A 22,235-nucleotide genomic window follows, 5' to 3' on the forward strand; every position below is an offset into this window, starting at 1 on the left:
AGGGGTGAACCGTTACTTCGCCGGCTCTTCCGGAACCATAACCTTGGCTGTCCGTTTCGTTCATGTCCCACTCAGGCCGGGTCGGGTTAGATCCCCGAAACGTTGGACCTCACAGGAGACTTTTCGTGCGCATTGCCCAGATTGCCCCGCTCTCGGAGGCCGTGCCCCCGAAGTTCTACGGTGGCACCGAGCGCGTCGTGTCCTGGATCACCGAAGAGCTCGTCCGGCAGGGACACGACGTCACCCTCTTCGCGAGCGGCGATTCGGAGACCTCGGCGAAGCTCGCGGCCTGCACGCCCGAGGGCCTGCGCCTGCTCGGCTACCGGGACCACACGGCGAGCCACCTCGCGATGCTGCACAACGTGCACAAGCGGGCGCACGAGTTCGACATCCTCCACTTCCACATCGATCTTCTGCAGTATCCGATGTTCGAGGATCTCTACCACAAGTGCGTGACCACCATGCACGGTCGCCTCGACGTGCCGGATTTCATGCCGGTCTACCGTACCTTCACGGGGATGCCTCTGGTGTCGATCTCCGACAACCAGCGCGAGCCGATGCCGCCGAACGTCAACTGGGCGTCGACGATCCATCACGGCCTGCCCCGTGAGAACTGCCCCTACTATCCGGAGGCCAAGGGCGGCTACCTCGCCTTCCTGGGCCGGATCTCGCCGGAGAAGCGGCCCGACCGCGCCATCGAGATGGCGATCCGCTCGGGCACCCCGCTGAAGATCGCCGCCAAGGTCGACAAGGCCGACCAGGAGTACTGGGACGAGGTGATCGAGCCGATGATCCACCACCCGCTGGTGGAGTATATCGGCGAGATCAACGAGGAGCAGAAGAAGGACTTCCTCGGCAACGCCCTCGCGCTCGCCTTCCCGATCGACTGGCCGGAGCCCTTCGGCCTGGTGATGATCGAGGCGATGTCGGCCGGCACGCCGGTGATCGCGTTCCGCAACGGCTCCGTGCCCGAGGTGATCGCCGACGGCGTCAGCGGCGTCCTCTGCCGCGACATGGACGAGGCGGTGGCGGCCGTCGACACGGTGAAGCGGATGAGCCGCGCCGGCGTGCGCCGCCACTTCGAGAGCCAGTTCACCGCCGAATGCATGGTGAAGAAGTATGTCGCGGTCTACGAGCAGCTGCTGGCGTCTCACCACGAGGTGATCAAGCTCCCGGCCGCCGCCTTCGCCCCGCACTACGGCGAGCTGAACGGCTCGGGTCGTCCCTCGCTCTCGGCCGCCGCCATGCCGGCCTGAGGAGCTGCGGGCCGAGGGTCTCCGGCCCGAGGCTTGCAGGCCGTCGGGGACTGGGCGGACGGCGCGACGCCGTCTCGCAACCCTGGCGGGTCGTCGCAAGTTCGCCTAACTGAAACGGTCTGAAAGGGCCGCCGCGTCGCGCGACAGCGATCCGGCGGCCCTTTCGATTCGTGTCCTCGACGAATTCGTGCCCTCGAAGAACCGGAGAAGCGCAGCATGGCGGCGGACGACATGACGGCGAAGGCGCACGCCCACGGTGCGCAGGCGCGCCCGGTGCACGGGTTCCAGGATGCCGACGAGGTCCTCCCGCAGTACCACATCGAGGCCCAGACCTCGCTGGTGGAGCGCCCGCTGCGCTCGCTCAAGTTCGGCGAGGCCTTCGCGGTGCTCGACTCCTACGGCGACATCGGCGTGCTGCCGGGCCCGGAGGGTCTCTACTTCCAGGACACGCGCTACCTCTCGCGGCTGGAGTTCCTGATCGAGGACCAGCGGCCCCTCCTGCTCTCCTCCGTGATGCAGGACGACAACGGCGCGCTCAGCGTCGACATGACGACTCCCGACATCCGGATCGATGCGCAGGACGAGACCTCGATCCCCCGCGAGGTGATCGCCCTGGAGCGCACCAAGTTCCTGTTCCGCGGCGCCTGCTACGATCGCATCGGCCTGCGCTCCTACGATTCGCGCCACCGCGACCTGCGCATCACCCTGACCTTCGACGCGGATTTCCGCGACCTGTTCGAGGTGCGCGGCACGGACCGCAAGCAGCGCGGAAAGCGCAGCGTGCAGGTCGCCAGCGGCTCCGAGGTGCAGTTCCGCTACGTCGGCCTCGACGAGGTGGTGCGCACCACGAGCCTGCATTTCGGGCCGAAGCCGCATCAGCTCGAGCCGGGGCGCGCCGAGTTCCGGGTCTCCCTGCCGCCGGGCGGTCGCGCCTCGCTGTTCGTGCGGGTCGTCTGCGAATCGCACCGCGCCTTCACGAGCGCGCCGGCCGCCGAGAAGGTCGGGGAGGACGTGGCGATGCGCCTGTCGGCCGCCGCCGGCAGCACCGCGGAGCGCCCGCCCAAGGGACTGGCCGAGGGCGTCGTCTTCGCCCGCGCCTACCGGGACGCCCGCCGCGACCTGCGCCAGCTCACCGCCGGCATCACCACGATCATCTCCTCGAACGACCAGTTCAACGAGGCGGCCTGCCGGGCCACCGCCGACCTCTACATGCTGGCGAGCCGGACGCCCGAGGGCATCTACCCCTTCGCGGGCATCCCCTGGTACTCCACGGTGTTCGGGCGCGACGGCATCATCACCGCCATGATGGCGCTCTGGGTCGATCCGAACTTCGCCAAGGGCGTGCTGCGCTACCTCGCGCTCACCCAGGCCAAGGCCGTCGACCCGGCCGCCGACGCCCAGCCCGGCAAGGTGCTGCACGAGACGCGCCGCGGAGAGATGGCGATGCTCGGCGAGGTGCCGTTCCGCCACTACTACGGCACGATCGACGGCACGCCGCTCTTCGTGATGCTGGCCTGGGAGTACTACGCCGTCACGGGCGACCGGGACACCATCGCGCATATCTGGCCGGCGCTGGAGCTCGCCCTGGCCTGGATGAACGATTACGGCGACCGCGACGGGGACGGCTTCGTCGAGTACGCCCGCGACACCGACAAGGGGCTGGAGAACCAGGGCTGGAAGGACAGCCACGATTCGATCTTCCACACCAACGGGCAGCTCGCGAAGGGCCCGATCGCGCTGTGCGAAGTGCAGGGCTACGTCTACGCCGCCAAGAACGGCATGGCGAAGCTCGCCGCGATGCTCGGGCACGACCCCCTGGCCGAGCGCCTGACGCACGAGGCCCGCGCCCTGCGCGAAGCCTTCGACGCGGCCTTCTGGAACGAGGAGATCGGCACCTACGCCCTCGCCCTCGACGGCGAGAAGCAGCAATGCGCGGTGCGCTCGTCCAACGCCGGGCACGCGCTCTTTACCGGGATCGCGCTGCCGGAGCGCGCCGCGCAGGTCGCCGCCACGCTGCTCTCGAAGGACGGGTTCAACGGCTGGGGCGTGCGCACGATCGCCCGTGGCGAGGCGCGCTACAACCCGATGTCGTACCACAACGGCTCGATCTGGCCGCACGACAACGCCATCATCGCGCTGGGGCTCGCCCGCTACGACCTGAAGGCTGAGGCCTCGCGGATCTTCCAGGGCATGTTCGATACGGCCCTCTACCAGGACCAGAAGCGCCTGCCCGAGCTGTTCTGCGGCTTCATGCGCCGCCGCCAGCGCGGGCCCGTGGCCTACCCCGTCGCCTGCTCGCCGCAGGCCTGGGCCGCGGCGGCGCCCTTCGCCTTCCTGGCGGCCTGCCTCGGGCTGGAGATGGACCACGCCCGCAACCGCATCCGCTTCCGCAACCCGACCCTGCCGGCCTTCCTCGACGGCGTCTCGATCTTCAACCTGAAGCTCGGGTCGTCGCGGGTCGACCTGCGCCTGCACCGCCACGAGGACGACGTGACCGTCGCGGTGCTCCGGCGAAGGGGCGACGCGCAGGTGGCGCTGCTGAAGTAGGCGCTGGGCGCGACGGACCGGGCTCCCGCGCCTGCCCGGGTGTCCGCATCCGCGGGAGAGCGCCTAAAGGCCGAGCCGGCGGCGCCAGCCCAGGAGGCCGCGCGGGCCCTGGGTGGCGGCACGCAGGCGCTCGATCCGCTCGCCCGAGCGGGCGGCCAGCAGGTCGGTGTTGCAGCCGTGCTCAATCAGGTTGGCGTGCAGGAACGCCTGCACGCCCATCTCGCGCACCGAGCGCAGGGCGCCGTGGCGCCAGACGTGCAACTCCGAAAAGGTGTCGAGCAGCCATTCGAGGAAGCGGCGCGGGCTCCGGTCGAACGAGGCGATCTGGCACCAGGAGTTGAACTCCAGCATCACCAGCGGGGCGAACCGGTCGAGGGTCTCCCCCGCCCCGGCGAGCGCCTCCTGCTCGAAGCCCTCGATGTCCATCTTGATGAAGTCGAGGCGCGTCAGGCCGCGTTCCGCCACGAGACCGTCGATCCGCCGGAGCGGCACCGGCACGCCGGCGGAGCCGGCGAGGTCCGCGCCGGTCACCACGTAGCCGAAGGTCGAGTTGTCGAAGAACGACACGCTCCCGTCCTCGGCCCCGACCGCGCAGTGGATGGGGCGGATGATCGAGGCGCCGTGTTCGAAGACGTTCTGCCGGAGCGCCGCGAAGTTCCGCGGCGCCGCCTCGACGGCGTAGATGCGCCCACGCACCGCGACGTCGGCGGCGAGGAGCGCGGTCAGGCCGATATTGGCGCCGACATCGAGCGTCACCGAATCGGGATCGAGGACCGCCCGGCACAGCTGGCGGAAGTGGCGGACACCGCGGCCGCCGCTGGTGTAGCGCGTGAACATCCAGTCGCCGGCGGGCGCGTGGATCACCCGCATCCGCCCGCCGAGGGGCACGCGGCGCGTCAGGAAGGCGTCGGTCACGGCAGCACGCGATGGGTCTCTGCGCCGCCTCCGGACGAGGCGGCGCGGCTCTGATCCCGGGTCACCGCGCGGCGCTCAGCGCGGCGCGAGGATCATGATCATCTGCCGGCCTTCGAGCATCGGCTCGCTCTCGACCTTGGCGATCTCGGCGGTCTCCGACTTCACGCGCTCGAGCAGGCGCAGGCCGATATCCTGGTGGGCCATCTCGCGACCGCGGAAGCGCAGGGTCACCTTGACCTTGTCGCCCTCCTCGAAGAAGCGGTGCACGGCCTTCATCTTGACGTCGTAATCGTGCTTGTCGATGCCGGGGCGGAGCTTGATCTCCTTCACCTCGACGGTCTTCTGCCGCTTGCGCGCCTCGTTCTGCTTCTTCTGCTCGTTGAAGCGGAAGCGGCCGTAATCGAGGAACTTGCAGACCGGCGGCGTCGAGTTCGGCGCGATCTCGACGAGATCGAGGCCCGCTTCCTCGGCCATCTGGAGGGCGTCGAAGAAGGGCACGATGCCACGGTTCTGACCGGCATCGTCGATGAGCTGGACCTCGCGAACGCCGCGGATGTCGCGATTCGCGCGCGGCCCGTCCTTCTGCGGGGCCGGCATGGCTCTCATAGGTCTACGAATGGCTGTAATCTCCTGAAGCAACGACGAAACGGCAGCCCGAGGCAGCGCCCTACGCGCTGTCCTGACCGCCGAACGCTCCGGCCTATCCCGGATGCCGCACCTTGGCCGAACCGTGCGACAAGTCAACACGCGTCGGGCCTCTCGGTTCGGGCACCACCCTGACGGACGCGGCGAAGCAGGACCCTGAGATGTGGCCGGACGGCCCCTCCGGCAAGGGCGGCGCGCCGTCCCCGCCCTTCAACGGGCTGAACGTGCGGCCAGGAGGTCGCGGTAGACGTCCAGCGTGTCGGAGGCCATGCGCTCGAGCGAGAAATGGGCCTCCACGTGGGCGCGGCAGCGCCGGCCCAGCGCATCGCGGGCGCTCGCCCCGAGGGTGAGCGCCTCGGTGAGGGCCGCGGCGAGCGCCGCCGCATCGCCGGCCGGCACCCGCCACCCGGTCCGCTGGGCCGCCGGCACGTCCGGCGGGCTCAGGACGGTCTCGGGCACGGCGCCCAAATCCGACACCACGACCGGGGTGCCGAGCGCCTGCGCTTCGACGGCGGAGCGCCCGAAGGCCTCGGGCTCGACGGAGGGGACGGCGACCACGGACGCGGCCCGGAAGGCCGCCGGCATGTCCGTGCAGTGGCCGACGCGGCGCACGATGCCGTCGAGCCCGCGGGCGGCGACCAGCGCGTCGAGCTCGCGCTCGTAGGCCGCCCGGCCCTGCGGGTCGCCGGCCAGCACGATGGCGAGGTCGCCGACGCCGCGCTCGCGCATCTGCGCCGCCGCCTCGATCAGGATGCGCTGCCCCTTCCAGGCCGTGAGGCGGGCGGCGAGCAGCACCACGCGCTCGTGGGGCGCGACGCCCCAGGCGCGGCGCAGCGCCTCGACGCGCCCGGAGCCCACCGCGAGGGGACTGAACGCGGACAGGTCCGTGCCGCGGTGGATCACCCGCACCCGGTCCCCCGCCTGATCGGCGTGGAGCGAGCGGATCAGGTCCGCCGTGTAGTGGGAGTTGGCGATGACCACGTCGCCGCGGGCCATCACCGAGTTGTAGAGCACCTTCACGCCGGTCCGGCCCGAGTAGCTGCCGTGATAGGTCGTCACGAAGGGCAGGCCGAGCCGGCGGGCCGCGCCCAGCGCCACCCAGGCCGGCGCCCGCGAGCGGGCATGGATGATCCGCACGCCCTCGCGCCGGCACAGGGTCGCGAGGCGGCCGACGTTGAGCGCCATGCGCAGCGGGTTCTTCGAGGCGGCGGGGAACGGCACCCAGGCCCCCCCCTTCGCCTGCAGCTCGCCGACGAGCCGCCCGCCCTCCGTCGCCACCAGCGCGCGCGCGCCGGCCGCGGCGAGGGCCGCCGCGACGTCCACCGTCGTTCGCTCCGCGCCGCCGGCATCGAGCTCGGGGATGATCTGGAGAATCGTGGCACCGCTCAGCGGCCCCACCTCCGCGGGAAAGCCCACCGCGGGCCGCGCGTCGCCGTTCATCGCGAAGCCCTCCGCTGCCCGTGCGGCCGGGCCTGTGCGGGCTCGCCGTGCCCCTTCGAATGTCCGATCATGGCCCCAGGATCGATGCCGCGCTTTACGGACGGGTAAACGAAACCTGAGCGCGGCGCGTTCAAGTCGAGGCAACGCGGCGACCGGCGAGGCGCATCATGACGGACGGACAGGGCGAGGGCCCGGACTTCATCGAGGTCGGGCACGGGGCGGAGGGCCGGCGCATCGCCGTGCGGATCCGGGACGGTGCGGGTCCGGCCGTGGTCTGGCTCGGCGGCTTCCGGTCCGACATGAACGCCACCAAGGCGTTGGCGGTCGACGAATGGGCCGCCGCCGCGGGGCGTCGCTGCGTGCGCTTCGACTATGCGGGGCACGGCGCCTCGGAGGGCGACTTCGCGTCGTCCACGATATCCACATGGCTGCAGGACGCGGAGGCGGTGCTGGACGCCTTCGCGGGCGAGCGCCCGATCCTCGTCGGGTCCTCGATGGGCGGCTGGGTCGCCTGCCTCGCCGCGCGCAACCGGCTCGGCCGCGGGCAGGCACCGGCCGGCGGGCTCGTGCTGATCGCGCCGGCCCTCGACTTCACCGAGGCGCTGATGTGGGATGCGTTTCCGGAGGAGGTCCGCGAGACCCTGCGGCGCGACGGCGTCTGGATGCGCCCCACCGCCTACGCGCCGGAGCCTGACCCGATCACCCTGGCGCTGATCGAGGACGGGCGCCGCAACCTGCTGCTCGGGCAGCCCTTCGATCCCGGCTGTCCGGTGCACATCCTGCAGGGCATGCGGGACGCCGACGTTCCGCCGAACCATGCCCTGCGGATCGTCGGCCGCCTGCCCGCCGCCGGGACGGTCCTCACCCTCATCGCCGATGGGGACCACCGCCTGTCGCGCCCGCAGGACATCGCCCGGCTGGTGGCCGCGGTGGCGGAGATGGGCTGACGCGCGAACGGCGCCCCTGGAGGCGCCGCCGGAGAGATCACACCGCCGACCGATCAGTGCAGGCTGACGGTGTGGAGATCGTGGGCCATGGCGTTCGCCACGATCACGTCGCGCGAGTCCGCGAGCAGGATCGGCGCGCCGCTCGCCGAGAGCAGGGCGAACAGGTCGAGGCCCGGGCTCAGGTCCGGCGCCTGCGGGAAGAGCCGCTTGACGTCGTCGGAGCGGATCGGACGCACGTAGGCGAGATGTCCCTCGCCCAGAGCCGCGAGATCCGCGGGGTTGAAATCGGCCGGGTCGAGATCGGCCGGCGTCAGGGGGCTCGTGTTCAATTCGGTCATCAGTGCCCTCCTTCGAGGCAGAGCGTGGGGTCGGCGGAGTGTCCCGTGGCGACGGCCGACTGGGGAAAAACGGACGGCCTCAGTCCCGGGCCGCGATGGCGATCTTCCGGATGATCCGCTCCGGCTCCGGCCGGGCGAGATCGATCGACAGCAGGCCGTTCGACAGGTCCGCGCCGAGCACCTCCATCCCGTCCGCGAGCAGGAAGGCCCGCTGGAACTGGCGCGCCGCGATGCCGCGGTGGAGGAACTGCCGCTCGCGCTCCTCGACCTGGCGGCCGCGGACCACGAGCTGGTTCTCCTCCAGCATCACGTCGAGCTGGTCGCGGGTGAAGCCCGCCACCGCGAGGGTGATGCGGAGCCGCTCGGGCTCCTGCTCGGTGCGCTGCAGCCGCTCGATGTTGTAGGGCGGATACCCGTCGTTCGCGGCCTTCGAGACGCGGTCGAGCGCCTGCTCGATCTCGTCGAAGCCCAGCAGGAACGGATGTCCGAACGGAGATGGACGCGTCATCGTCTGTGTCGTCCCCTTGCGAAGCCCCGAGCGTCAGGCACTTCGTGCAGGTACCGGATGGGTCGGGACCCGCCTGCGGCAGCATCCCGTGCCGGCGTCCCGCGCCGGCTCACCGGATATGGATGGCGGCCCCGACCCCATCAAGGGCCGGCTCCAGCCGCCGTGCGGGCGCGACCCGCGGCACAAACGACCGGTTCTGGGGCACAGGCATCTCCGGGTAGATCCAGCAACTGAGGCGGGATGATTAGGCAATAGTCCCCGGCCCCCGCTCACATCTTCGAGTAACAGTTTGGAACTGCTCTGAAATTCAGGGCAGCCCTTGATTGTCGGGCAGGTCCCGGGATACTCCGGCGCCACGTCCTGCTGCCGCGGTGAGACCGGCCGGCGCCGCTGCGCCTGGCTGGTTCGGCACGTCCGGATTGCCCGGACAAGGCGGATCGCCCGGACAAGGGACGTGGACACGAGACGTGGACATCACGCACGCGGACGGTTCGCGAGCCGTCCGGGCGAAGGTTGAGGCGAACCGCTTCGGGGCGCCGCGCATGGGAGCAATGGGGGCGAGATGCAGGACGCGCAGGTGAAGCAGGCTCGACGCTGGATCGCCCTCGGGGCGGGGTTCGCCGGCGTGGCCCTGGCGGCCACCGCGGCGCCCGCGCAGGACGCCGCCAAGGCGCCCCCGCTGAAGATCCAGCTGAACCGCCTTGAGCCGGCCGACGAGTCCTGCCGCTTCTACCTGCAGGTCGACAACACCAGGGGCCCGGCCCTGAAGGTGCTCAAGGTCTCGATCTTCGCCTTCGACACGGACGGCATCGCGCAGCGCAACTTGGCGGTGCCGCTGGGCCCGATGCCGAAGAACAAGACCAGCATGAAGATCTTCGCGTTCAACGGGCTGCCCTGCCAGAAGATCGGCCGCGTCCTCCTCGACGACGTCCAGGCCTGCGAGGGCGACGAGCCCGGGGTGACCCGCGAGAGCTGCCTCGACCGGCTCGAGACCGAAACCAAGGCGGGCGTGCCCTTCGACCGCTGACTGGGCGACCCGCCCGCTGCCACCGGCCGCGCCCGCGCGACCGCCGACGTCACCTTCCGCTCAGGGAGCCCCAGATGGATCCGACCTCCGCCGGCCCGATCGACGCCACCCACGACTTCTCGTTCCTCGGCCTGTTCCTCCAGGCCGATCCCATCGTGAAGGGGGTGATGATCCTGCTGGTCGTCGCCTCCATCGCCTGCTGGACGGTGGTGTTCGAGAAGCTCGTGCGCCTCGCCGCCGCCAAGCGCCACGCGAAGGCCTTCGAGACCCTGGTGCGCTCGGGCGGCAAGCTGGAGACCGACCGCAAGGGCATCTCGGGCCACATCGTCAACGCCGCGATCGACGCCTGGCGCGACCAGGATCCGACCGAGACCCGCGCCGAGCGCCGGGAGCGCATCGAGCGGGCCATGCGGGCCGCGCTCGGGCTCGAGGTGAAGCGCCTGCAGGGCGGCCTGCCGCTCCTCGCGACCGCCGGCTCGACCGCGCCCTTCGTGGGCCTGTTCGGCACCGTCTGGGGCATCATGAACTCGTTCTCGTCGATCGCGAAGAGCCAGGACACGTCGCTCGCCGTCGTGGCGCCCGGCATCGCCGAGGCCCTGTTCGCCACGGCGATCGGCCTCGTCGTCGCGATCCCCGCGGTGATGGCCTACAACAAGCTGTCGAGCGACGTCGGCCGCATCCAGGGGGCCTTCGTCGCCTGCATCGGCGTGCTCGGCAACCGCCTCGCCCGCGACCGCAGCGCCCAGCCGCGCGCGGCCGCCGCCGAGTAGCCGCGGACCCCGCGACCTTCCCCTGACACCGGCGGCCGGCCGCCCGCGTGAGCGCCGCCGCCCTCTAGCCCGGAGGATGCCAGCCATGGCCATGGGATCGATCCGTGCGAGTGCCGACGACGAGGACGGCCTCGACACCACGCCGATGTCCGAGATCAACGTTACGCCGATGGTCGACGTGATGCTGGTGCTGCTGATCATCTTCATGGTCGCGGCACCGCTGATGACCACAGGCGTGCCGGTGCAGCTGCCGAAGACCAGCGCCGCGAAGGTCGCGCAGGCCAAGAAGCCGCTGGAGGTGACGATCGACAAGGACGGCAACCCGTCGATCGCCAAGGAGATCTTCACGCAGGCGACGCTGATGCCGCGCCTGCGCGAGCTCGCCGCGCTTGACCCGAACCAGGTGATGCTGGTGCGCGGCGACCGCGACGTGCCCTACGGCAAGATCATGGAGGTGATGGGCCTCGTGGGCCAGGCGGGCTTCACCAAGGTCTCGCTCATCGCCCAGTCACCGGGAGCCTCCGCGCCGGGCGCCGCCGCGCCGGCCCCCGCCCCGGCGCCGGGAGCCGCGCAGTAGACCCATGAGCGTTTCCCTCACGACCGGCGCGCCCGGGCGCGGCCCTTCCGGGCTCGTCGTCGCCTTCCTGGTCGCCCTCGCCCTCCACGGCCTGGCGCTGCTCGGCATCGCGTACCTTCGCCTCACGCCGCCCGCGCCGACGGGCGAGAACACCATCAGCATCGACCTCGCCCCGCAGATGACGGAGGCGCAGCCGGATTCGATCGCCGAGCAGCAGGCGACGCTGCAGACGCCCCCCGAGGCCGAGCCCGTCGAGAAGCCCGAGGAGGCCGAGCCCGTGAAGCCGCCGGAGACCGCTGAGGTGGTCCCGGAGGAGCAGGTCGCCGAGAAGCCGCCCGAGACCGAGGCCGTCACGCCGCCCGACGCCCGCGCCGAGGTCGTTCCGGAGGCGCGGCCCATCGAGCCGGAAAGCCAGGTGATCACCTCCACGGCCGAGCAGGCCGAGCCGCTCGCCCCGCCGCCGCCCGCGGTCGCGGAGCCGGCCAAGCCCGTCGAGCCCGAGAAGCCGAAGGTCGACCTCGCCAAGCTGAAGGCCGAGCGCGAGGCGAAGCTGAAGGCGATCCGCGAGGCGAAGCGCCGCGAGGAGCTGCAGGAGCAGCGTCGCGAGGAGGTCCGGGAGGCGAAGCTGAAGGCGGCGCGCGAGCGGGCGAAGGCCGAGGTGGCCCGCCAGGGCGCCGAACGGGCCTCGGCCGCGGCCTCGCGGCAGGCGAGCACCGGCCGCGCCTCGGCCGGCAACGACCCGAGCGCCATGCGCCAGTGGCAGGGCATGCTCAGCAGCGCCATCCACGGCCGCATGAACCGCAACGCGGCCCTCGGCACCGCCGGCGGGGTCGCCACGGTGCGCTTCACGGTGGCCCGCTCCGGGCAGGTGACGAGCGCCGGCCTCGCGAGCAGCAGCGGCGTCGGACAGATCGATAGCGCGGCGCTCGCCGCCGTCCGCGGGTCCCTGCCCGCGGCGCCCCCCGGCGTATCGCTGTCGAGCCTCTCGGTCACGATTCCGCTACGCTTCACCGTCGCCCGCTGACGCCGCGATACGCGGTCACGAAAGTTTCAATCCGTCGCCCGGAACCGCCCGAACCTCGGCCTGTTGCGGTCGCAACGGCTGAGGTTCCGCTCCGGCGCCAGACCTCGCGTTCAATTCGAGGACGTGGAGACGGCGATGGACGGGACGGTGGCGGCTTCTGCCGGCGGGCGGACGCGAACCCCTTCCGCGCGGGCGCTGAAGGGCCTCGACGCCCTGAACTTCTTCCTGGCCGACGTCCGAGACGGCCTCGGCCCCTACCTCGCCATCTACCTGCTCGCCGTCCGCGGCCCCGAGCAGGGCTGGAACGAGGCGACGATCGGCCTCGTCATCACGCTGTCGGGGATCGCCGGCCTGATCGCCCAGACGCCCGCGGGCGCGCTCATCGACCGGACCCGGCAGAAGCGCCTCGTCGTGATCGCGGCCGCCGTCGCGGTGACGCTGAGCTGCCTCATCCTGCCGTTCATCTCGAACTTCTACCTCGTTGCCGCCACGCAATCGGTCGCCGGCATCGCCGGCGCGGTGTTCCCGCCCGCCCTCGCCGCGATCACGCTGGGCGTCGTCGGCCCGAAGATGTTCGCCAAGCGCATCGGCCGCAACGAGGGCTTCAACCACGCCGGCAACGCCGTCTCGGCGGCGATCGCCGGGGGCGCCGCCTACTTCTTCGGGCCGATCGTCGTGTTCTGGCTGATGGCGATCCTGGCCGCGGCCTCCATCGGTGCCATGCTGCTCATTCCCGCCGACGCCATCGACGACGACCTCGCCCGCGGGCTCGACCACGCCGAGGACGCCGGCAGCGAGCAGCCCTCCGGCCTGACGGCGCTGCTGCAGAACAAGGTGCTGCTCCTGTTCGCGGTGCTCTGCGCCGCCTTCCACCTTGCCAACGCGGCGATGCTGCCGAGCGTCGGCCAGCTCCTCACCAAGATCTCCGGCAAGGACCACGCGACCTCGCTGATCGCCGTCTGCATCGTCGCCGCGCAGTGCGTGATGGTGCCGGTCGCGATGTTCGTCGGCGCGCGGGCGGACGCCATCGGCCGCAAGCCGATCTTCCTGACGGCCTTCGGCGTCCTGGCGATCCGCGGGGTGCTCTACACCTTCTCGGACAACCCGTTCTGGCTCGTCGGCGTGCAACTCCTCGACGGGATCGGCGCCGGCATCTACGGGGCGCTCTTTCCGATCGTCGTGGCGGATCTCACCCGCGGCACCGGCCGGTTCAACGTCGCCCAGGGCGCGGTGGCCACGGCGCAGGGGGTCGGTGCCTCCTTCAGCGCGACGCTCGCCGGGGTGCTCATCGTCGCGGCGGGGTTCTCGACGGCCTTCCTGGCGCTGGCGGTGATCTCCGCCGCGAGCTTTCTCGCGTACCTGTTCCTGATGCCCGAGACGCGCGGCTTCGATCCCGCGCGCTCGACGAGCCTCGGCAACGGGCCCGGCGCGATGCCGGCGGCCGCCGGAGCCTGATCCGCCAAGCCGTCCGACCTCCAGCAAGGAACGACCCCGATGTCCGTGCCGTCCGCGGAGAGCCCCGTTGCGCGCCCGCAGGCGCCGTTCGTCTTCTTCCACATTGGCGACCCGCACCTCGATCGGCGGCGCGGTGCCAACCTTGCGGACCTCGAGAAGATACTGGACCAGATTGCCCGGATCTCGCCGCGGCCCGACGATTTCGCGGACTTCATCTACCTGCCCGGCGACCTCGCGGAGGACGGGAAGGCCAGGCAGTACGCGTTGCTCGCGAAAGCCCTCCGGTCGGCCCCGCTGCCGGTCCACCTCATCCCGGGCGACCACGACCGGCAGCACGGGACGATGACGGCTTTCGACCGGTTCTTCCGCTCGGTGATGGGCGCGTCGCGGATCACGCAGGGCCGCCAGCGCCACCCGCCGTGCGGTACCGCGGACATCATCGACCAGTACTACTACGCGGCGACGATCAACGGCGTGCGCTGCCTGTTCGTGGACATGGTCAGCGCCGGATACGGACGGAAGGGCTTCGGCCTCGACTTTCGCATGGGCACCGCGCAGCGCGACTGGCTCGACCGCGAGCTCGCGGCATGCCTCGACCGGAGCGGCGCGCCGCAGACGCCCTGCGCGGTCTTCATGCACACCTATCCGGCCGACCTGAAGGGCGGCGAGGCGGAGCCGGTGGCGGGGGCGATCCGGCAGGGCCACGTCCGGATCGTGGAGATGGGCCACACCCACTACAACGAGCTCGCCCATGACGGCCGCACCCTCTACGCCGCCGCCCGCTCCGTCGGACAGAACGAGGACGGCTCGGTCGGCTACGCGGTGGCGGCGATCGACGGGCCCGTGACGAGCTGGCGCTTCCGCGCCCTCGATCGGACCTGGCCGTTCGTGATGATCACGAGCCCCGCCGACCGCAGGATCGCGACGGCGCCGCTGGCACCGGGGTCCAACATCACCGTGAGGGCCCTTGTGTTGTCGAAACGCGCGCCCGCCCTCGTGCGCTGCCGCGTCGACGACGGCCTCTGGGTGCCGATGGTGCGGTCCGGGCGCGTCTGGGTCGCGAGCGTGCCGTGGCCCGAGGATGCCCGCCGCCTCGCCGTTCAGGCAGCCGACGCCCGCTGGGACGGCGAGGGGCCGGACCACATGGACATCGACGAGATCGAGCCGGTCCGCCGAACCTGGCATCCCGTGCCGGCGCGCGGGCCGTTCGGGACCGACGCGTTCCGCCTCGGCTCGTGGCTGCGCAAGGGCGTGCGCGGGGATCAGCTGGGACCGAACCGCAACGGGCGCGCCTGGTAGGCGCCGAGCAGGGGAGCAGACGACACCATGGGCGCGCTGATGCTGTCACCAAACATCGTCACGTGGGCGATCGCGGCCGTTGCGACCCTCGGGGTGATCGTGCGGCCGCTCGGCTGGCCCGAGGCGATCTGGGCCGTGGCCGGCGCCGCGGCCCTGGTCCTGTTCGGCCTGCTGCCCACCGGTGCCGCGCTGGAGGGCATCCGCAAGGGAACGGACGTCTACCTGTTCCTGATCGGCATGATGCTGCTCGCGGAGATCGCCCGGAAGGAGGGGCTGTTCGACTGGCTGGCCGGTGTCGCGGTGCGTCGGGCGAAGGGTTCGGCCGTGCGCCTGTTCACCCTCGTCTACCTCGTCGGCACGGTCGTGACGGTGTTCCTCTCGAACGACGCCTGCGCTGTGGTGCTGACGCCCGCCGTCTACGCGGCCGCGAATGCCGCTCGCGCGGAGCCCCTGCCCTACCTGTTCATCTGCGCCTTCATCGCCAACGCAGCGAGCTTCGTCCTCCCGATCTCGAACCCGGCGAACCTCGTGGTGTTCGCCGAGCACATGCCGCCGCTCGCCACCTGGCTGCGCATCTTCGCCCTGCCCTCCCTCCTCGCGGTGCTGGCGACCTACGCGGTGCTGCTCCTGACTCAGCGCAGCGCCCTGGCGAGCCAGGACGTCGCCGCCGAGGTCGAGACCAAGGCGCTCTCCGGTGGCGGCAAGCTCGCGGGCGTCGGCATCCTGGCAACCGGCGCCGTGCTGATCGGCGCCTCGGCGCTCGGCCTCGAGCTCGGCCTGCCGACCTTCGTGGCGGGCGTCGCCACGACCCTCCTCGTCGTCCTCGTGAGCCGGGGCGGCCTCGGGGAGATCCTGCGCGACGTGTCCTGGGGCGTGCTGCCCCTGGTCGCCGGCCTGTTCGTTCTCGTGGAAGCCCTGGAGAAGACCGGCGTCCTGCGCATGCTCGCCGATCTCCTCAAGGCACAGGCCTCGGCGGCGCCCGACGCCACGGCCTGGGGCGGAGGCCTCCTCGTCGCCGTGGTGACCAACCTCGTCAACAACCTGCCGGCGGGCCTGCTGGCGGGCGCGGCCGTGCAGGCCGCCGACGTCTCGCAGCGGATCGCGGGCGCGATCCTGATCGGCGTGGATCTCGGACCGAACCTGTCCGTCACGGGCTCGCTCGCCACCATCCTGTGGCTCACCGCGATCCGGCGGGAGGGACAGGATGTCGGCGCATGGCGCTTCCTCAAGCTCGGCTGCCTCGTGACGCCGCCCGCCCTCGTGCTGGCGCTGGCCGCCCTCCTGCTGCAGCCCTGGTGAGACTGGAAACGTCGTGAACGCCGCCCTCCTCTACCCTTTCATCCTCGTCGCCGGCGCCCTGCAGGCGCTCGGCAACTCCATGAACGCGCGGCTGCGCGGCTCGCTCGTCAACCCGTGGCTCGCCGCGGCGACCTCCTTCGCGCCGATCGTCTTCGTGTTCGTCACGTTGTTCTTGGTGATGCCGCTGCCGCTTCCCACGGCGGAGAGCCTCGCCGCGATGCCCTGGTACGCGCCGCTGGGCGGTCTTGCCGGCGCGGTGGCGGTGTTCGGGGGCCTCGCCCTCGTCGACAAGGTCGGGGCTGGTCCGTTCAACGGGCTGCTCATTACCGGCAATATCCTGACCTCGCTCGCCATCGATGCCTTCGGGTTGTTCGGTATGCGGGGCGGCGGCTTCAAGGCCCTGCCCTGGCTCGGCGGCCTTCTGATGGTCGGGGGCATCGTCCTGATCGCCCGGGGAAGCCGCAGCGAGCCGAACGAGGAGGGCGGCCACGGCATCGACGGCAAGCTGCTCTACCCCGCCGTGCTCGCGGCAGGTGCGCTACAGGCGCTCGGCGTCGTGCTGAACGCGCAGCTGCGGGGCGCCCTCGTCAATCCCTGGCTCGCGGCCGCCGTCTCGTTCATGCCGATCCTGTTCGTGTTCCTGACGGTGTTCGCGGTGCGGCCGACGCCGCTGCCCAGGCGCGAGGACCTGGCTGGGATGCCCTGGTGGGCGCCGCTCGGCGGGATCGCGGGCGCGGTGGCGGTGTTCGGCGGCCTGCTCTTCGTCGATACGGTCGGCGCCGGCGCGTTCAACGGCCTGCTGATCACGGCGAACCTCCTCACCTCGATCGCCATCGACCATTTCGGCTGGCTCGGCATGCCGGTCTGCCGGGCGGGACGCGAGCGGGCCGCCGGCGCCGGCCTCATGGTGCTCGGAATCGTGCTGATCTCGGTGTTCTGACCTGTCGCTCCGTGGGGATGACAGGCGTTGGCATTCGCCATGGCGCGCACGAGCGTGCTAGAGACATGGGACCCGGCCGGGCGCGATCCGCGCGCCCGAGCGTAGAGTCCCGTCCGGCGGCCTCCTCGTCCCTCCCTCAGAGCCGTCGGACACGCCTCCATCCCGCGAGGCAGCGCGGCATGTAAGCCGCACCCCGGCGCCCGCACACGGGCGCCGGAAGAAAGGAATGCCATGAGCCAGAACAGCGACGCCGACACCGAGACCGAGGCCCGGACCCGTGCCGAGGAGCGGGCCGAGCGCGCGGAGCGGGCCGAGCGCATGCAGCGCGAGGGTGCCCAGGCGATGGCGGACCACCTCGCCTCCATCAAGGCGGTCGACGAGCGTACGGTCCGGCTGCGCGCCCTGCGCCTCGCCAAGGAGGCCGCCGATGCCGAGGCTGCGGCCCTCGCCAAGGCCGCCGCGCCCGTCAAGAAGACACGGAAGAAGAGCTGAGTGCCCACAGGCCTAACCCGTAGGAGTCCGTTCATGGCCCAGACCCGCCGCCCCAGCGACCCGCGGCAGGCCGCCGAGGCCCTGTTCAAGTCCGTGACCACGAAGCCCGTCGCACCGGCGCCGGCGCCGAGAGCGCCGGCCGCCACGCCCGGCGTGCGCGAGAGCGTGACGCTGCGCCTCGACAGCGCCGTGCTGGAGCATTTCCAGAAGGACGGGCCCGGCTGGCAGGACCGCATCAACGAGGCGCTCAAGCGCGTCGCCGGCCTCTAGGGGCGCCCCGGACCGCCGTCCGTCTCAGGGACGGCGGCTCCGGCGCAGGCGGTTCACCTCCCGGTCGAGGGCCCCGAGAAAAGCCGAGCGGTCCCGGGCCGAGAAGGCCGCGGGCCCGCCCGTGATCGCGCCGGCTTCGCGCAGATCCTGCATCAGGTTGCGCGTCGCGAGGGCGAGGCCGACCGACGCGTCCGTGAAGGCCTTCCCGTTCGGCGCGAGGGCGACGGCCCCGGCCTTCACGCAGCGGCTGGCGAGCGGCACGTCCGCCGTGATCACGATGGCGCCGGGGCCGACCCGCTCGGCGATCCAGTCGTCCGCCGCGTCGAGCCCATCGCCCACAACGATCCGCTCGATCCACGGCTCCCGCGGCAGGTTGAGGAAGCTGTTGGCGACCACCCGGACGTGCAGCCCGTACCGGGCCGCGACCCGGTAGACCTCGTCCTTCACCGGGCAGGCATCGGCGTCGACGTAGATCGTCAGGGCTTGGTCCATCAGCGCTTCGGAATGAGCCGGGCCGTGAAGCCCAGCGAGAGGAACAGGATGCCGAGGGCGAACTGGCCCTTCTCGATGTAGCCGCCGATCGAGATCACGATGGCATGCCCCAGGATCAGGAGGCCGACGATCGGCAGGCCGAAGCGGACCGCGAGCCGCAGCGGCCGTAGCCACGCGCGCCGTTCCGGCTCGGCCGGCCTCACCGCTGGGTCCCGGCCACCGCGCGCATCGGCAGCCGTGCGCGGGCGGTGTCCACGACGTCCGGCAACGCCCCGACCTCGAGGGTCGCCACCGACAGCGGCTGGCCCCGGCCCCGCACCATGTGGGCGCCCAGCGAACGCGCCCGGATCCCGGCCGGCAGCGCCGGCAGGCGGGCGAGGAGGTCCTCGGAGATCAGGATCTCGGTCTGGAGCGGACGGCACAGGGCTTCGATCCGTGCGGTCACGTTCACGGCGTCCCCGAAATAGGCGATCTTGTGCCGGTCGACGCCGACTTCCGCGGTGACGACCGAGCCGCCGTGCAGCGCGGCGCGCAGGCGCGGCACGGTACCGAAGCGCGCGCGCCAGGCATCGGCCTGCGCCTCCAGCCGGTCCAGCACGTCGAACACGCAGGACACGCAGCGCGCGTCCTTCAGCCCGCGCTCCATCGGCCACGTCACCATCGCGAGGTCACCGATGTAGTCGTCGATCGAGCCGGCGTTGCGGCGGACGGGCTCGGCGAGGGTCGCGAAGACCGCGCTGAGGTATTCCTGCGCGCGCAGGTCGCCGTGCGTCTCCGCGAAGGCCGTCGACCCGACGACGTCGAGGAACAGGAAGATGCGCTCCTCGGCCACGGGCTTGTGGTAGCGCCCGATCAGGAAGTTCACGAAGACCTCCCCGCCGATGAGGTCGCGCATGCGCACCACGAAGACGAGGAGCGCCGAGACGGCGAGCGAGTAGGCGAGCACGCGCGGCGTGATCTTCACGGCGACCGCGAGGCTGTCGGTGGTGAGGCCGAGGGCCCAGACGACGAGGCCGCCGGTGGCGATGCCGGCGGAGATCATCAGGACGTAGAGCAGTTCCGCCGCCGGCACGTAGACCATCGCGGGCAGGCGCCGCATGCGGGCCTGGAGGCCGGCGAGAATCAGCCCGCGATCGAAGGCCAGCACCGTCACGCCCACCGCGAGCCCGTAGGTCAACCCGGCGAGCGGCGTCGCGCCGCCGACGAACACCACGTTGTAGAGGAGGCCCGCCCCGCCGCAGGCGAGCAGGATGATCAGCCAGAACCAGCGGTGCTGCGGCAGCATCAGCCGGCCCTCGCCCCTGCTCCGCGGCGGGCTGCGCGGAGATCGAACTGGCGGGCGATGCTCACGACGGCGACCTCGGGCCGGAATCCGGCGCCGCGGCCGGCGCCGGCCCATTGCTCATTCCCCCATGATGGCGCGAATAAGGCGCGGTGCGCGCGACTCGCCCCAGGGTGGCAGGGATCGCCGCGCAGCCTAGCTCAGCGCGAGTTCGCGAACGACACGCCAGGGAGTGAGCGTCCATGCAGACACGCGGCTTCGGTTCGACCGGCACGCAGGTCTCGGTGATCGGCCAGGGCACCTGGCGCATCGACGGCGCGGATCGCGCCGACGCGGTGGCGACGCTGCGGGCCGGCATCGATGCCGGCATGACCCACATCGACACCGCCGAAATGTACGGCGACGCGGAGGCGATCGTCGGCGAGGCGCTGGCGGGCCTGCGCGAGGAGGTCTTCCTGGTCTCGAAGGTGGTGCCCGGCAACGCGACCCGTCGCGGCGTGGTGCGGGCCTGCGAGCAGTCCCTGCGCCGGATGCGGACGGACCGCCTGGACAGCTACCTGCTGCACTGGCCCGGCAGCCATCCGCTGGAGGAGACGATCGCCGGCTTCGAGGACCTGCGGCGGGCCGGCAAGATCCTGTCCTGGGGGGTCAGCAACTTCGACGTCGCGGATCTCGAGGCCGCCCTGCGCATCGCCGGGCCGTATCGGATCGCCTGCAACCAGGTTCTCTACCACCTCGGCGAACGGGCCATCGAGCATGCGGTCATGCCCTGGTGCGCGGCCAACGGCGTCGCGGTCGTCGGCTACTCGCCCTTCGGCAGCGGCGACTTTCCGGATGCGGCGAGCGGCGGTGGCCGCCTGCTGCAGGAGATCGCGGAGCGGCGGGGGACGACGGCCTACGCGGTGACGCTCGCCTTCCTGACGCGCGGCGACGGCACCTTCACGATTCCGAAGACCGGGCGGCCGAGCCGAGCCGTCCAGAACGCCGCTGCCGGCGACCTGCGGCTCGATGCCGGAGAGATCGCGGCCCTCGACGCGCAGTTTCCCCGCGGCCCGAAACCGCGCGGCCTGCCGATGCTGTGAGGCGCGCGGCCTCAGGCGACCCGCCGGCCCGCCTGTTCCGTCGCGCAGGGCTCCTCGCTGGTGCGGACCCGGTTTCGCCCCGCCTCCTTCGCCCGGTAGAGCGCGGCATCGGCCGCGGCGTAGAGCGCGTCCGTCACCGCGGTGCCGTTCGGCCGCGCCGCCGCGACGCCGGCGCTCACGGTCGCGATGCCGCCGACGTCCGGCGCCTGCGGGATCCGGAGGTCGACGACGGCCCGACGGATACGGTCGGCGATCGTGCGAGCCTGCCCGATATCGCTGCGCGGCAGCAGCACCGCGAACTCCTCGCCGCCGATCCGGCACGGCACCGCCTCGATCGTGCGGGCCTGCTCGCGCAGGCAGGCCGCGATCCTGCGCAGGACGTCGTCGCCGTGCCCGTGGCCGAAATGGTCGTTCAACCGCTTGAAGTGGTCGACGTCGATGAGGATCAGCGAGAGCGGGGCGTCGATCCGCGCGAGGCGGTGCCACTCGCGGGCCAGCACGACGTCGTAGCAGCGGCGGTTCGCCAGGTCGGTCAGGCTGTCGGTCAGCGCCAAGGTCTCGAGATCCGCGTTCGCCGCCCGGGACTCGCGCGCTGCATCCGCCCGGCGCCGCACCTCGCGCTGCAGCAGGAGGGTGAGGCCGAGGGTGACGATGCAGAGGCCGAGGATCAGGATGCCCGCGATGATCGCCTTCGGCAGCCAGGCGGCGCGGATGCTCGACGCGCTCACGGCGATGTCGACGAGGAGCGGCAGGCTGTCGAGATGCGCGAAGGCGTAGAGGCGCTCGCGCCCGTCGATCGCCGAATGGGCGACGAAGCTGCCGCGCCGGGACTCCTTGAAGCGCCGGTACGTCTCGCCGTGCGCGATGTTGAGCCCGATCTTCTCGGGCAGGTAGGGCTCGCGGGCGATGAGCGTGCCATCCGCCTGGAACAGGTTGACGGCGCTGCCCTCGTCGATCCGCAGGGCGCCGAACAGTGCCTGGAAGTAGCTGACGTAGATCGCGCCGCTGACGATGCCGCCGAAGCTGCCGTCCGGACGCGTGATCCGCCGGCTCAGCGAGAGGATCATCCGGCCGGTGGTGCGGGAGATGCGCGGCCCGTCGATCACCAGGCCGGCATCCGGCTGGTCCCGGTGCCTGCGGAAGCCGGGGGTATCGGAGAGGTTCGGGAAGCTGCGGATCGCCGGGTTAGACCCGATCCGGACGGCGCCGGTCTCGTCCGTCACTAGCATGGCGCCGAGTCCCGGAGCGCTCGCGGAATCGTCGAACAGGATGATGCGGCGCAGAGACTCGTCGAGCACCGCGATATCCGCCCGCGGCGCACGGGTCGCTGCCGCCTTCAACGACAGGTCGTACATCTGCACGTTGCGACTGACGATCTGCTCGATCAGCATCACGAGGTTCGTGGCGCTGCGCTCCGCCTGGCGTAGCGCGCCATCGTGCAGATCGACGACGAGGTACACGCCGAGCGCCCCGAGACCCGCCGTCACGCCGACGCCGAGGCAGGCGATCAGGCGCGAGGCACGGTCGTGGAGGTGCGCCGTCGCGCGGCCGATCCAGCTCGGGGGCATGCAGCCATCATCCGTGATAGGAGCTTGCCGACACCTTGCGCGCAATGGGTGTGCCGAAGCCT

The 22,235-nt window shown here is 71.5% G+C and carries 23 protein-coding genes; 14 read left to right on the forward strand and 9 right to left on the reverse strand.

The features are described from left to right. Positions 1-125: 125 nt before the first annotated feature. Together ACLBXP_RS08245 and ACLBXP_RS08250 are read left to right on the forward strand one after the other, a co-directional pair. Positions 126-1,256 (forward strand): glycosyltransferase family 4 protein, encoded by a 1,131-nt coding sequence (locus ACLBXP_RS08245; RefSeq protein WP_447667147.1) that lies wholly within the window; start codon positions 126-128, stop codon positions 1,254-1,256. Positions 1,257-1,472: 216 nt separating this feature from the next. Then, positions 1,473-3,803 carry an amylo-alpha-1,6-glucosidase gene (locus ACLBXP_RS08250; protein ID WP_447667148.1) on the forward strand — a complete coding sequence of 777 codons (2,331 nt, stop codon included), beginning with the start codon at positions 1,473-1,475 and terminating at the stop codon, positions 3,801-3,803. A 63-nt stretch (positions 3,804-3,866) separates the two neighbouring features. Here the strand turns inward: ACLBXP_RS08250 and ACLBXP_RS08255 are convergent, their stop codons facing one another. From ACLBXP_RS08255 to ACLBXP_RS08265, 3 genes are all read right to left on the reverse strand, one after another. After that, on the reverse strand, positions 3,867-4,718 hold the full coding sequence (locus ACLBXP_RS08255; RefSeq protein WP_447667149.1) for an FkbM family methyltransferase: 852 nt from the start codon (positions 4,716-4,718) through the stop codon (positions 3,867-3,869). A gap of 75 nt (positions 4,719-4,793) precedes the next feature. Continuing rightward, positions 4,794-5,315, reverse strand: a complete 522-nt coding sequence (gene infC / locus ACLBXP_RS08260) for a translation initiation factor IF-3 (protein ID WP_447667150.1) — start codon at positions 5,313-5,315, stop codon at positions 4,794-4,796. Between the two features lie 258 nt (positions 5,316-5,573). After that, entirely contained in the window at positions 5,574-6,803 is a 1,230-nt protein-coding gene (locus tag ACLBXP_RS08265; RefSeq protein WP_447667151.1) for a glycosyltransferase family 4 protein, read from the reverse strand. 167 nt (positions 6,804-6,970) lie between these two features. Between ACLBXP_RS08265 and ACLBXP_RS08270 the strand changes: the two genes are divergently transcribed. After that, positions 6,971-7,750, forward strand: coding sequence for an alpha/beta hydrolase (locus ACLBXP_RS08270; protein WP_447667152.1), 780 nt, complete (start codon positions 6,971-6,973; stop codon positions 7,748-7,750). Between the two features lie 53 nt (positions 7,751-7,803). Here the strand turns inward: ACLBXP_RS08270 and ACLBXP_RS08275 are convergent, their stop codons facing one another. Both ACLBXP_RS08275 and ACLBXP_RS08280 read right to left on the reverse strand, forming a co-directional pair. Continuing rightward, entirely contained in the window at positions 7,804-8,088 is a 285-nt protein-coding gene (locus ACLBXP_RS08275; protein ID WP_447667153.1) for a BQ00720 family protein, read from the reverse strand. Positions 8,089-8,167: 79 nt separating this feature from the next. Beyond that, positions 8,168-8,596, reverse strand: coding sequence for an Hsp20 family protein (locus ACLBXP_RS08280; protein WP_447667154.1), 429 nt, complete (start codon positions 8,594-8,596; stop codon positions 8,168-8,170). 562 nt (positions 8,597-9,158) lie between these two features. On the opposite strand from ACLBXP_RS08280, the gene ACLBXP_RS08285 reads away from it, so the two are divergent. The 10 genes from ACLBXP_RS08285 (at position 9,159) to ACLBXP_RS08330 (ending at position 17,749) form a co-directional block, all read left to right on the forward strand. Continuing rightward, complete coding sequence (locus ACLBXP_RS08285) at positions 9,159-9,623, forward strand: Tat pathway signal protein (protein ID WP_447667155.1); 465 nt, start codon at positions 9,159-9,161, stop codon at positions 9,621-9,623. A gap of 74 nt (positions 9,624-9,697) precedes the next feature. Then, entirely contained in the window at positions 9,698-10,393 is a 696-nt protein-coding gene (locus ACLBXP_RS08290) for a MotA/TolQ/ExbB proton channel family protein (protein ID WP_447667156.1), read from the forward strand. Positions 10,394-10,478: 85 nt separating this feature from the next. Next, complete coding sequence (gene tolR, locus ACLBXP_RS08295; RefSeq protein ID WP_447667157.1) at positions 10,479-10,970, forward strand: protein TolR; 492 nt, start codon at positions 10,479-10,481, stop codon at positions 10,968-10,970. A 4-nt stretch (positions 10,971-10,974) separates the two neighbouring features. Continuing rightward, a complete protein-coding gene (tolA, locus tag ACLBXP_RS08300) occupies positions 10,975-11,994 on the forward strand; it encodes a cell envelope integrity protein TolA (protein ID WP_447667158.1) in 1,020 nt (339 codons plus the stop codon). A 135-nt stretch (positions 11,995-12,129) separates the two neighbouring features. Beyond that, positions 12,130-13,449, forward strand: a complete 1,320-nt coding sequence (locus tag ACLBXP_RS08305) for an MFS transporter (protein ID WP_447667159.1) — start codon at positions 12,130-12,132, stop codon at positions 13,447-13,449. A 39-nt stretch (positions 13,450-13,488) separates the two neighbouring features. Further along, the gene (locus ACLBXP_RS08310) at positions 13,489-14,748 is read left to right on the forward strand and encodes a metallophosphoesterase family protein (RefSeq protein WP_447667160.1); all 1,260 of its coding nucleotides are present in this window, start codon (positions 13,489-13,491) and stop codon (positions 14,746-14,748) included. Positions 14,749-14,775: 27 nt separating this feature from the next. Further along, positions 14,776-16,047, forward strand: coding sequence for an arsenic transporter (locus ACLBXP_RS08315; protein WP_447667161.1), 1,272 nt, complete (start codon positions 14,776-14,778; stop codon positions 16,045-16,047). Positions 16,048-16,060: 13 nt separating this feature from the next. Beyond that, a complete protein-coding gene (locus ACLBXP_RS08320; RefSeq protein WP_447667162.1) occupies positions 16,061-16,987 on the forward strand; it encodes a DMT family transporter in 927 nt (308 codons plus the stop codon). Positions 16,988-17,218: 231 nt separating this feature from the next. Beyond that, entirely contained in the window at positions 17,219-17,479 is a 261-nt protein-coding gene (locus ACLBXP_RS08325; RefSeq protein WP_447667163.1) for a hypothetical protein, read from the forward strand. 33 nt (positions 17,480-17,512) lie between these two features. After that, positions 17,513-17,749, forward strand: coding sequence for a BrnA antitoxin family protein (locus ACLBXP_RS08330; RefSeq protein WP_447667164.1), 237 nt, complete (start codon positions 17,513-17,515; stop codon positions 17,747-17,749). A gap of 24 nt (positions 17,750-17,773) precedes the next feature. Here ACLBXP_RS08330 and ACLBXP_RS08335 read toward each other — a convergent pair whose 3' ends face one another. From ACLBXP_RS08335 to ACLBXP_RS08345, 3 genes are read right to left on the reverse strand one after another with little or no spacing between them, the layout of a single operon-like run. Then, positions 17,774-18,241, reverse strand: coding sequence for a YaiI/YqxD family protein (locus tag ACLBXP_RS08335; RefSeq protein WP_447667165.1), 468 nt, complete (start codon positions 18,239-18,241; stop codon positions 17,774-17,776). Then, a complete protein-coding gene (locus ACLBXP_RS08340; protein WP_447667166.1) occupies positions 18,241-18,444 on the reverse strand; it encodes a hypothetical protein in 204 nt (67 codons plus the stop codon). The genes ACLBXP_RS08335 and ACLBXP_RS08340 overlap by 1 nt, the downstream gene beginning before the upstream one ends. Further along, positions 18,441-19,526, reverse strand: coding sequence for an adenylate/guanylate cyclase domain-containing protein (locus ACLBXP_RS08345; protein ID WP_447667167.1), 1,086 nt, complete (start codon positions 19,524-19,526; stop codon positions 18,441-18,443). Before ACLBXP_RS08345 ends, ACLBXP_RS08340 begins: the two co-directional genes overlap by 4 nt. Positions 19,527-19,765: 239 nt before the next feature. Here ACLBXP_RS08345 and ACLBXP_RS08350 point away from each other — a divergent pair, with 239 nt between their 5' ends. Then, complete coding sequence (locus ACLBXP_RS08350) at positions 19,766-20,605, forward strand: aldo/keto reductase (RefSeq protein ID WP_447667168.1); 840 nt, start codon at positions 19,766-19,768, stop codon at positions 20,603-20,605. Between the two features lie 11 nt (positions 20,606-20,616). On the opposite strand, the gene ACLBXP_RS08355 is transcribed toward ACLBXP_RS08350, so the two are convergent. Then, positions 20,617-22,173 carry a sensor domain-containing diguanylate cyclase gene (locus tag ACLBXP_RS08355; protein ID WP_447667169.1) on the reverse strand — a complete coding sequence of 519 codons (1,557 nt, stop codon included), beginning with the start codon at positions 22,171-22,173 and terminating at the stop codon, positions 20,617-20,619. Positions 22,174-22,235 lie beyond the last annotated feature (62 nt).

This window comes from Methylobacterium sp. A54F (assembly GCF_053346035.1).